Origin of the sequence: Bacillus sp. FSL H8-0545 (assembly GCF_038006105.1) — a bacterium.
Taxonomy (GTDB): Bacteria; Bacillota; Bacilli; order Bacillales; family Bacillaceae_G; genus Bacillus_A; species Bacillus_A cereus_U.
Genome location: NZ_JBBOUO010000001.1, coordinates 3207951 through 3220216 on the forward strand (window position 1 = coordinate 3207951; position 12266 = coordinate 3220216).

Below are 12266 nucleotides of genomic sequence, written 5' to 3' on the forward strand. Positions count from 1 at the left end.
GAAAAAGAAAATACTCCAATAATAGAAAGAATCTAGATCAAATCGAGAATTCCTCTTATGAAGTTGTGCGATTCCAAGGAACCGTTCCGGTTTCTATAACCTGGCCTATCGCTTGTAAGACAGATTGTTTTTGCTTTTTCATGGTACTCATAAAGCTTCGTATCTGACAAAAAGATTCTGCGCCTTTCTTACTTCGGAAAGGCCCAGACACTTTCTGTTTTACTTTCGTCATTCGAATATCCCGTTCCGCTTGATTATTATCAAATGGAATGTCTGGATGTTCTAAGAATGCTAGAATTCTGTCAGCGTATTTGACGAAGCGATTCCATAAATTTTGAGCAGGTGTCCGCTTTCCTTTCTTTTTTAATTCCGTAGAAAGGACTGATTGTTCTTTCAATATGGATTGATAGACGGTAAACAGATTCTGTTGCTCCGCTTTTGGCAGGCTTCCTTTGTATTGCTTTTTCAGTGTTAAGGCTTGCGTTAGAAATTCCTGCATCTGTTGAGCCCATTTTTGTCCCGTACTATCTATAATTCCTTGCAAATCTCGTAAGAGATGGGCATTACATAATACATGACGACAATCTATATACGCATCATACGATTTCCAGCCATCATGTATCGCAATTCCAGAAAAAGACGGTAAGATTTCGCCCGCATCCATTGCTTCTTTGCCACGTTTTTGATGAATATGTTGCAATGTCACCTCCGGTGTACTAGCAGTATGTAACCATTGTGTTTTATTTTCTACACGCATACCGGTTTCATCAAAATGGACAACAGGAGACTGAAGAACCTTTTCTTTTACTTCTTCGAGAAAGGGCTGCAATTGAGCTGAAAAACTGTTTGTATGATTGACCAAAGTTCCTTCACTAATCGAATGTCCAAAACAATCTTGAAAGAATTCTTTTGTTCGTTTCAAAGAAAGACACTGATAATGAGTTAAATAAGGAACCAGTCTTTTTATATTTGGACCATATTGAACAGGACGAGAGACAATAGAAGGAAACTGGGATTCTTGGATAGAATGGCAATGTGGGCATTCTTTTTGTTCTACTTTATGTTCTGTCACTTCTATCTGGATAGGTGGTAAATCATACACTTGGCGAATGCGGTATCCTTTTACAGGTTCGTGTTGTAAGAACGTGTTACAACAAGTGCAATGCGTAGGAGAATAGGTAATCGTATGGTCCGGAGTCGTTGTCAAATGAAGCGTATGTCCTTTATGGCCCAACTGGCCACCAGTTTGACGATGAGACGATTTGCGTAAACTTTTTGTAACAGGCTTACGTAAACCATCTGTAGAAGGTGGTTTATGACTGTTTGTAGAGTTTTTTTTGAAGCATTTTCTAGTTCTTGAATCCGTTTTTCTAACTTAGAAAATGTTTTTTCAAATAAAGAAATAACAGCTTCAGGTCCTTTTTTATATGCATCTAAAATGATTTTTCGATCGACCATCCTATTCACCTCCCTGTTTGATATACTCAGTATTTACAAATGGGAGGCATATGAAACTAGTAAAATTAAAAAAAGACACCAAAAGGTGGCTGAGTAGTTACAAAATTTCTTTTAGAACTTGTAGGATAAAAATATGATTCTTTGATTCTGAAAACCGACCAATATGACCTATTATTTTCGCCTCATCTGGTATATTAAGCTCTTTTCTCACACTGGCAACATCCCTCATCTCCACATCAGTAAATTGGTTAATATCTATTCCATTTTTGATCAATTCTATCCTATTATCGTTAATTATTCTTTTACCAAATAAAAAACGTGCAGCTTCAATACTGCACGCACAATAATCCGTTCCAGCATATTTAATAATAGATCGCAAAACCTTTAGAGTAATTTTCGCTTTAATTCCAACTCCTTGAGGCCAATTATTACTATGAGAATGACAAACCCTTTTTTTATACCTGCCATTTTCGCAGCCACCGCTGCAAAGCCACCTTGATAATCGGTATGTGCATGTACGGCTACATATCGATTATCAGACATTATCTTTGTAAGTTCTTTAATATACGCAAAAGGCCCTACTTGACCTAGACTTGGAATTCTATAGACTTTACCACCTAATACTGCAATTTCTTCATCATAATCACTCTTTTCAGTTCTGTGTGAAACAAAATCAAATTGAACTTGTGATTTGTCTATATTTCTATATATATTCATTAGTAGCGTTTCAGCACCACCTTCGATTCATAGCACTGACAATGTGCAAAACTCTTGTGGCCTTTTTAGCCTTAACCATTGAAACCTACCCCAATCTTATAATCAATTCCATATATTGAACCTTTATTATCCCAAAAAGTGACTCTTATAAATAATCCGCAAAGTAATGACATGCTCATATACAAAGTAAACAAAGTAACATACTAAAATTGCATAATAGACAAACTTCTGATCCTTTTCAGTGAACAGCTTTACAACCCAAGAAATTAATATTAATTGGTATAATCCAAAATAAATAGCAAACCTTGCAAAAATCCAGTTTTGTGTTGAAATAAGCATAAAAACTGCACCCAGTAATGCCATATTTACAATATAATCACTCTTTGGAAACAATTCTTTCAGTCTTTCTCTACCAAAGAACGCAAGTATGAGTGGTGCAGCCTCAACAACAACCCTAAGTATATTGGCACCGCCTTCATGAAAATCTTTGTAATGACCATATTGAGTATCCCCTATCGCTGCAAAGAAAACCTCAGAAAATTGATTAAACCCTATAACGATAAGCACGGCTAAAAACAGAAGGATAAACGTTGTTGTTGACCAAGCTTTTCTGCGAATTAGAAAATATATTGGTATGAGAACAAGCGCACTCTGATGAAATGTTGATGCAAGCAGAACAATAAAAATGTATTTTTTCCAGTTACCATCAAGAATATATTTGGTCGCAGCAAAAACAATAGCAGCAGCTAAATACTGCCTAATCCCATTCATTGATGTTAAGTACATCCCAGACGTGATATAGACATATAAACTTAAGTCAATTAACCTTGAATACTTATATAGAATGAATACGATTAGTACATTTGTTATCAATGCTGTAATAAAAACCATGACCTGAGGATCCTCGGTATACTTTTGTAAAATCATTTGCAAAATATTAAATCCTATGTCTTTATTGTTTTTAATATACTCCCAAGTGAAATTAGTAACAGTATATCCATGCATATAAAAGTATGTATCTCCAATATTGTTTCGAAGGCCCGATACCAATACAAGAGATAGAACGGCCACCAAAGTCAAAAAATGATTCGGCTTTATCCATGCTGGCCCCGTGGTCAATGGCATAGCAAAATATCTTGCAAAAAAAGAGAGCATAAATACTATAGCAAGATTCATCCAAAGTATGGTCATTATTCTGTCCTTTCATTTAATTACTAAGTAAGTCTCTAAATGTTTACTTTCATTTTCGTTTTCATTGCAATATAACTATAAAGGATAGCCCCAAATGGTAGTGCGCACAGTGTTAGTCCTTTACATGGCGATTCTTGTATAAACCTTCCATTTCTTGCTATGAAACTACTAGATACATAATGTATAGCTTGCCTATACTTAAATATTCGATTAGTAAATGGCAATTTCATAAGTTCCTTGCGATAAAAAGCAAACCCTCTTGGATTTTTACGATATTGATTTAGCATATTCATTGATGATCCATCAGCCATGTATTCCACATAACAAAGTGCCTCATTCATCAATAACATCTTATACTGATGATCTAACCTATAGTATTTATATGCTAATCCTACATATTTTTCATTTTCAAAAATGGGGTATGGATATTTTTTAGTCAATTCCGTGCGATAGACCAATTTTTTATCACCTGTAACACCATGTTTGTTGTAAAGATCAAAAAGCGTGGAGTATTTAAGGTCCTCTGGTAACTTTGAGCCAATTATTTGCCCATTTATATACAAGTCCAGTCCAATTATTCCACTAACTTCATCATTCCCATAACTATTCCAAAAAGAAAGGATTTTTTCTACAGCATCATCTGGCATGTAATCATCAGAATCAATACAAACGTTTAACTCCGTATCAATCATTTCATAGGCTGTATTATGAGCACCATGCATCCCTTGATTTTGTTGCCAATGATACATAATTTTGATATGTTTTTCAGCAATCCAGCTATCCACCAATTCTTTTGTGTTATCACTAGATCCATCATCTATTATTAACCATACAAAACCCTTACATGTTTGACGTTTTAAACTCTCATAACAATTTTGAAGACAATACGCTCTATTATAAGTAGGGGTGAAAATCGTTAAATTCTCCAAATTACTCACCTCGAAAGTACGGAATAAAAATCTTGGATTAATTCTGCCGTATGCTTAATATCGTATCCTTTTTCTAATAATAATTGAGCTGATATATTCCTCGAGAAATTACTAGTTTCTAATTTTTTCATTTTTTCTATCCAAGCCACTTTATCCGTTAGAGGCAAATGTTCAACTAAATTCATTCCCAAATCCACTTCTTTCGTAATAGTATCCGATATGATACAAGGTAAACCAACCCCTTGCGCTTCTACAAGTGTGACTGGTAATCCCTCATGAATAGATGGAAAAACTAATGCATCAAATGCTTGAAGTATACGTTCTATATCACCTCGTACCCCAAGAAATCTTATATTCTTCTCTATATTCAAATCTTTTACTTTTTTTTCAATTTCCATGCGAAGCGGCCCTTCACCAGCTAATAACAGTATTGAATTTGGCCGGAATTGAGTTAACTGAGCAAATAAATCTATAAGATAGGTATGATTTTTTTGATAAGCGAATCTTCCGACATGACCTATAACAAAAGCTTCCTGTTCAATTTGTAATTCCTTTCTTACTTGTTTTCTTATTTCAGGACGGAACAAAAATCTATCACAATCAATTCCATTTTTTAAGATTTTGGCTGTATCAGCTTTATCTGCAAATAACCATCTCGCAGCAGCATTTGAACATGCTAACAAATGTGTTGCACATGTAGATATAGATTTTCCTGCATGCCATTTATAGATTTTTGCCGCAATTCCTCCCTCACTACTAGTATTATGACTGTGAGCAATCCTAACCGGTATTCCCGCCTTCTTAGCAGAACGAAGTACAAATCCGCTCATTTTATCCATGTGTGAATGTACAATTCTATATTCTTGATGAGAGGTAAAGAAAGCATCCAGTGCCTTTATATATCCTCTATGTCCAACGTTTGTGGTATATGGAATTCTATGAATTTCCCCGCCTAACTTTACTATTTCTTCATCAAACACTCCTTCTTTACACGTTAAAAAATCAAATTGAACTTTGGAACGATCTATATTGCGATATAAATTCATAATTAGCGTTTCGGCGCCGCCTCTATTCATATTTACGACTACGTGTAATACTCTTAATGGAGTACCCACCTTAACTCCTCCATTTCACCCATGAATGTTGTATAAATTTCTTGTTTCTCTTTTAACACTTCATTGACTGAATATTGATTTTTAATACTAGTACATCCATACTGCCCCATCTGAGCTAATACTTTAGGATTTATAGAAATACCCTTTATCCTGTCAGCCATGGCTTTTATATCATCACGATCTACAATCCAACCATTTTTATTATTAATAATCAATTCCCTATGTCCCCGGTTATCAGTAGCTACAACCGGAAGTCCACATGCCATGGCTTCCATAATATTAACTGGCAAACCCTCCCTGTAGCTGGATGCAACTGCAAGATCACACATCTGTAGTAAGGAAGCTATATCATTTCTGTAACCGAGAAAATGAACCATGTTAGTCACTCCGAGTTGAGTAGCTATTTTTTCACATTCTTCCATTAACGGCCCTTCACCAGCAAGCAAAAGCTTTGCATGTGGCATTTCATTTTTCAATTGTGCTAATACATGGATTAAAAAACTTTGATTTTTATTCTTATTAAATTCAGCAGCATAAAACATTAAAAAATCTTGTGATTTATAGCCATATTGTAGCTTTAATTCTCGTTTCTCAATTTCAGTTACAGGAGTAAATCGTTGTACATCTATTCCTACACCGTGAACTAGCTTAATATCTTTCACTGGAAAGCGATGTTTAACTGCTAAATCATAATCTTCTTGGTTAATTGTTATTAGACAATCCGTATGAGAAGCTAGAATTCTTTCAATCGGATAATAAAGCAACCAATTCATATACGGTGATCCTTTACAAAAGTGAAATCCATGTGCTGTATATACGACTTTCGTTCCTTTCTTCCTTGATTTCCGAGCAGCTAAACGCGCTATTACTCCTCCCATGGGCGTATGGCAATGAATAATGTTATATTTATTTTTATCAATAATTGACATTAACTTTTTGTATGCATGAAAATTTTGTGATCTAATAGGTGATCTTTGAAAAGGGATATTGTATTTTTGATTGACATATGGAAGTTGCATGTTACCATTTGCTGCAACATGCACTTCCCATCCCTGCTCTGCGAACCATTTCATATACGGTAAATGGAACGCCTTAAAATGATAATCCACAGTTGCACAAAACAGAACTTTTTTAGACATCATTCCCACGCACCCATCTTATTTTATTCTTATTAAGCTCACACACCATTATCCTGATACTGGAATTAATATTTTCAAAGGCTTACGATGATTAACTAAATATAATAATCTATCTCGCAATTCCGCTTCATTCAAATCTTCATATATAGAGACGAATTCTTCTACCTCTTCTATACGAACATTCATTTCTTGCCCTACATAAATTCTCGGATGAACTTGCTTCTCATTCATTTCATCTTCTTTTAGTAATTCTTCAAAAAGTTTCTCTCCTGGACGTATACCAGTAAATTCTATTCCTATTTCATCTACAGAATTTCCTGATAATCGAATTAGATTTTTGGCAAGATCGACAATTTTCACTGGTTCTCCCATGTCTAAAACAAAAATCTCTCCACCTTTAGCTAAAGAACCAGCTTGCACTACGAGTCTTGATGCTTCCGGGATTGTCATAAAATACCGAACCATATCAGGATGAGTAACTGTAACTGGTCCACCATTTTGAATTTGCTTCTTAAATAAAGGTATTACACTCCCTCTACTTCCTAGGACATTCCCAAATCGTACAGTAACAAACTTTGTATGACTTATTTTATCTTTATGCTGAATTACCATCTCAGCTAATTTCTTTGTTGCTCCCATAACACTCGTCGGGTTCACTGCTTTATCCGAAGAAATCATGACAAATGTTCCCACTCCATGCGCTCTCGCTGCCTCTGCTATATTCATAGTCCCAATCAAATTATTTTTAACAGCCTCTTCAGGATTATTCTCCATTAGTGGTACATGTTTATGTGCAGCTGCATGATATACAACATTCGGAAGATGTTTGCTCATAATTAATTGCATCTTCTTTTCATCTTGTATATCTGCGATTTCAGGAATAAACGTGCCTTTCATATCTCCATATTTTCTGTTTAATTCCATTTCTATAGAATAAATACTGTTCTCCCCATGCCCTAGTAAAATCAACTTTTTTGGCCTGAATTTTGCAATTTGTCTACAAATTTCCGAACCAATCGAACCTCCTGCACCAGTAACTAAAATGACTTTGTCAGTTATATAATCTGAAATAACATCCACATCAAGTTCTACAGGATCGCGCCCTAATAAATCTTCTACTTGAACATCTCTGAATTCGTTCACCGATACTTTACCCGTTACTAAGTCTTCTAACATCGGAAGAATTTGAGTTTTCACTTCTGTTTTTAAACATCTTTTCAAAATAACATTTTGCTCTCTTTTGTTTAATGAGGGAATTGCCAAAATTATTATTTCAATATTCAGTTTTTTTATAGCGTACTCAATTTGCTTTATACCACCAATTACTGGAATACCCCAAATATCAAGATTATGTTTTTTTGCATTATCGTCGATAAATGCGACTGGCATTAATTCAGCGGCACTATTCTTCAACAACTGCCTTGCAACCATTGTCCCAGCAGATCCCGCACCAACAATTAACGTTCTTTTTTTATCACCCTTTTTTACATAATAAATATCTCTGTACATTCTCCATATAAAACGTGAACCACCAATTAATAAAATATGAATCATCCAAGTTACAACTAACAGCCGGAAATACATTTTTTGCATGATTAGTTGCTGCACAACTGCTGTAGCAATTATAGAAAATGTAACAACTTTGCATATAATGAGTAATTCTCCTATACTTGCATATTCCCAATATTTGTTATACAACTTATACATTAAAGCAAACAAATGATGACCGACTAATAAAGTGATAGAGCTAATAACTGATGATAAAGTGATAACACTAAAGCTAGCATTTACAAAGAAATAACTAAAAAAAATAGCACTTAACACAATCAGTGAATCCATTAAAAGCAATAACGATATCCTCCGCCGATACGTCATGTAACTTCCTCCTTTAATCAATTCCATACTTAACTCTTTCAAATTTAAAGTTTCTAACTATATTCTCTTTATTAAAAGCACATAGTTAGAAACTTTAATAAAACATGGGCATCTAACCCGACCTCACATTACACTCTTGATGACTCGCATCTAAGGTTGTTTTCACAACCCACAGCATAATCGAGTGCCTCCGTTGATAGCGGTAAGGAGACATCACCACATCGTAGCCCTTTAAAAAATTCTTTTTAAAGAACATCTTTATATACGAATTTTAAATTTATTTTTCTAAAGTACATTTATACTATTCATACTTTTCCATTCAAAATCGCACCTAATATCCTACTTTTCGTAAAACTTAACGCCCTTTTCGTTTCAAGCGCATCTTCGTTCACAGTACGATTATAACGGATCACCAATAATACACCTTCACACTTATCAGCCAACACACTTGTATCCGTTACTTCTAGTACAGGAGAAGAATCCAATAATATGATATCATACCGTTCCATTGCCCGTTGAACTAACATATCCATGGCACTCGAACTAAGCACTTCAGATGGATTGAATGGTATCGGTCCGCTAGTTAATACATCCAGACTTTCCATCTCTGTTTTTTTCACAGCACCCTCTAAAGTTGTTTTTCCGTTCAATATATCAGTTAATCCAATTGTATTTTCTACTCCAAACATTTCATGAATCGTTGGTGTTCGTAAATTTGCATCTATTACCAATACTTTTTCACCTTTTTGTGCTATCGAGACTGCTAAATTAACTGTAATCGTTGATTTTCCTTCACCATACCTCGGAGAAGCAATAACTATAGTTCTGCTTTTATGAATAGATGAAGATAATTGAAGGTTTGTTCGAAGCGAACGATACTGCTCTGAAATTTTAGATCTTGGAGCGGTATAAGCAATTATACTTTCTCCTTTAACTTTATTTGTTTTTCGTCTATTTTTGTAAGCCACTCCGTTCCCTCCCCCAATAATACCGTATTTTTTTTACTGAATTTTTCTTTCGCATTTTTTCTATTCATTTTAGATATTCCACCCAAAACAGGAACATCTAACAATTGTTCAATTCGCCGTTCCGATTTGATTCTCTCATCAAGTGAATCCAATAAAAAAATGAATCCAATACTGAACATCATACCTATAGAGAATGCAATTAGTATCGTCTTAAAGTGATTTACATTTATAGGCATAGAATTTTTTTGAACTGAGTCTTCTGGTAATATACTCACATTATTAAAATTCAGTATATTCGCTACTTCTTTCTTATAAACAGCAGCTGTAGTATTTGCAATTTTATGAGCAAGCACAGGATCTATATCCACTACATTTATTCTCATAATCTGGGACCCTTGTACACTTTCTGTGCTTATTTGCCCACTTAATGCACCTGCAGATCTGTTAATATTCAATTCAGCAGCCACTTTTTCTAATATTACAGGCTCATTTACCATTGCTTTCAGTGTATTCATCGTTTCAGCGTTAGCTTGAACAATAACCCTTGCTGAAGAGGCATATAATGGTGTTTTTACATATATACTATACATCGCTCCCGCTACTGTTGTGAGAGTTGTAAATAATAGAATTATCCAAATCCTTTTCCGTATAATAGTAAATAGATTTTTCAAATTTATTTCCTTATCCATAACTTCCCTCCTCATTTAAAACCAATGAGCTTCAACTTGAAATTGGCATCGAAAACTTAAGAAAAAATAATATTTTCATTCTTTTAAATATACAAACATTTCTAGTTAATGCCATTTTAGTTCTTTATACAGAACGAGTCAACACAAATTATTTTCACTAAATTACTTCCTAATGATACTAAAAAAATTACGACAACATTCGTGTTTTTTCACTGTAGATAAATGACGAAAAAGCCCTAATACCGTAGTATTAGGGCTTTTTTCTCTCTTAGTATAGAGACATATATTGATCGCGTTCCCATTGGTGAACTTGCGTGCGGAAAATATCCCACTCAATTTCTTTTGCTTCAATGAAGTGCTCAAGTAAATGATCACCTAATGCGCCACATACGATTTCATTAGATTGTAAAGTAACTAATGCTTGCGCTAATGTTGCTGGTAAGTCAACGATACCTGCTTCCTCGCGCTCTTCTTTTGTCATTACATAGATGTTACGGTCTACTGCAGCTGGTGGAGTTAATTTGTTTTTAATTCCATCAAGACCTGCTGCTAGTAAAGTTGCCATTACTAAATATGGGTTTGCAGCTGGGTCAACACTACGTACTTCTACGCGTGTACTAATACCACGAGATGCAGGGATACGTACTAACGGGCTACGGTTTTGTGCAGACCATGCTACGTAACATGGAGCTTCATATCCAGGTACTAAACGTTTGTAAGAGTTTACAGTTGGGTTTGCTACCGCTGTAAATGCTGGCGCATGTTTTAAAATACCTGCGATGAAGTGACGAGCATCATCACTTAGTTGTAATTCACCGTTTTGATCGAAGAATACGTTCTCACCATTTTTAAATAATGATAAGTTACAGTGCATACCTGAACCATTTACACCGTATAATGGTTTCGGCATAAACGTTGCATGTAAACCATGTTTACGAGCAATCGTTCTTACAACAAGCTTGAATGTTTGAATGTCATCGCATGAGCGAATTGCATTTGCATATTTAAAGTCAATTTCATGTTGACCTGGTGCAACCTCATGGTGAGATGCTTCAATTTCAAAACCCATTTCTTCAAGTTCAAGAACGATATCACGACGACAGTTTTCCCCTAAATCCATCGGCGCAAGGTCGAAGTATCCACCGTTATCGTTTAATTCTAATGTTGGATTTCCTTTTTCATCAACTTTAAATAGGAAGAATTCTGGCTCTGGTCCAAGATTGAAATCTGAGAATCCTAATGCTTCCATTTCTTTTAACACACGCTTTAAGTTGTTACGTGGATCGCCATCAAATGGAGTACCATCAGCATTGTAAATATCACAGATTAAACGAGCTACTTTACCTTTTTCAGCTGTCCAAGGGAAAATTACCCAAGTATCTAAATCCGGATATAAATACATATCAGATTCTTCAATACGTACGAAACCTTCAATAGAAGATCCATCAAACATCATTTTGTTATCAAGAGCTTTTGTTAATTGGCTCACTGGAATTTCTACGTTTTTAATTACCCCTAAAAGGTCCGTAAATTGCAGACGGATATACTTTACATTCTCTTCTTTCGCCAAACGGAAAATATCTTCTTTTGTGTACCTAGCCATTATAAATTCCTCCTTAGTCCCTCTAAACACCTTAAGAATCAGTTATCTTTAGTGAAAAAACCTTGAAATGTCACCTTGTCGCAATGAAGTCCGATTAAATCTACCTGTATGTTGTAGTTCATCTCGAAGAATTTTGCGAAGCTCGGATTTTGAAATTTCTTTCGTTTCTTCTTTTACTTTCACTGCTTCTGTTTGATTTTCTTTCATTTGCAATACTTGTTTAATTCCGGCCATATTTAAGCCTTGATCTAACAAATCTTTAATTTCCAACAATTTATCTACATCGTTAAATGAAAATAATCTACGATTCCCTTTTGTACGGGTTGGAAAAATAAGATTATGCTCTTCATAGTAGCGAATTTGACGTGCAGATAATTGTGTTAAATCCATTACAATACCAATAGGAAACAGCGGAGCAGAACGTCTATCTTCTTTCATCACTTCAGTTCCTCCTTCGCCTTAACTGCTTCTCATTTTATACCACGTTATGTTTAGTGTCAATAGATGTTAGCTTTTCTTACATGGTTTTTTTATAAATTTTTTCATTCTTTTTTCTAATGGTACAAATCATTACTTTCACAC

Annotated in this window: 9 protein-coding genes and 2 pseudogenes; all 11 read right to left on the minus strand. The window is 34.9% G+C overall.

The window, feature by feature from the left end; translation table 11 throughout:
- Positions 1–55 precede the first annotated feature (55 nt).
- Positions 56–1458, minus strand: a pseudogene (gene tnpC, locus MHI07_RS16760) (IS66 family transposase).
- Between the two features lie 100 nt (positions 1459–1558).
- Positions 1559–2254: pseudogene (locus MHI07_RS16770) on the minus strand (glycosyltransferase); the annotation flags it as partial.
- Between the two features lie 47 nt (positions 2255–2301).
- Positions 2302–3366 carry an EpsG family protein gene (locus MHI07_RS16775; protein WP_215579363.1) on the minus strand — a complete coding sequence of 355 codons (1065 nt, stop codon included), beginning with the start codon at positions 3364–3366 and terminating at the stop codon, positions 2302–2304.
- 35 nt (positions 3367–3401) lie between these two features.
- Positions 3402–4295, minus strand: coding sequence for a glycosyltransferase family 2 protein (locus MHI07_RS16780; RefSeq protein WP_215579365.1), 894 nt, complete (start codon positions 4293–4295; stop codon positions 3402–3404).
- Between the two features lie 5 nt (positions 4296–4300).
- Positions 4301–5410 (minus strand): glycosyltransferase family 1 protein, encoded by a 1110-nt coding sequence (locus tag MHI07_RS16785; RefSeq protein ID WP_340825238.1) that lies wholly within the window; start codon positions 5408–5410, stop codon positions 4301–4303.
- Positions 5395–6552 (minus strand): glycosyltransferase family 4 protein, encoded by a 1158-nt coding sequence (locus tag MHI07_RS16790; RefSeq protein WP_340825240.1) that lies wholly within the window; start codon positions 6550–6552, stop codon positions 5395–5397. Before MHI07_RS16790 ends, MHI07_RS16785 begins: the two co-directional genes overlap by 16 nt.
- A 45-nt stretch (positions 6553–6597) precedes the next feature.
- The gene (locus tag MHI07_RS16795; protein ID WP_215579371.1) at positions 6598–8424 is read right to left on the minus strand and encodes a polysaccharide biosynthesis protein; all 1827 of its coding nucleotides are present in this window, start codon (positions 8422–8424) and stop codon (positions 6598–6600) included.
- A gap of 305 nt (positions 8425–8729) precedes the next feature.
- Complete coding sequence (locus MHI07_RS16800; protein ID WP_340825244.1) at positions 8730–9392, minus strand: CpsD/CapB family tyrosine-protein kinase; 663 nt, start codon at positions 9390–9392, stop codon at positions 8730–8732.
- Positions 9341–10081 (minus strand): YveK family protein, encoded by a 741-nt coding sequence (locus MHI07_RS16805; protein ID WP_340825247.1) that lies wholly within the window; start codon positions 10079–10081, stop codon positions 9341–9343. Before MHI07_RS16805 ends, MHI07_RS16800 begins: the two co-directional genes overlap by 52 nt.
- A 268-nt stretch (positions 10082–10349) precedes the next feature.
- Positions 10350–11684, minus strand: a complete 1335-nt coding sequence (gene glnA / locus MHI07_RS16810) for a type I glutamate--ammonia ligase (protein WP_088079154.1) — start codon at positions 11682–11684, stop codon at positions 10350–10352.
- 48 nt (positions 11685–11732) lie between these two features.
- Positions 11733–12122: a transcriptional repressor GlnR gene (glnR, locus tag MHI07_RS16815; RefSeq protein WP_002014475.1), complete on the minus strand. Its 390-nt coding sequence runs from the start codon at positions 12120–12122 to the stop codon at positions 11733–11735.
- Between the last annotated feature and the right edge of the window lie 144 nt (positions 12123–12266).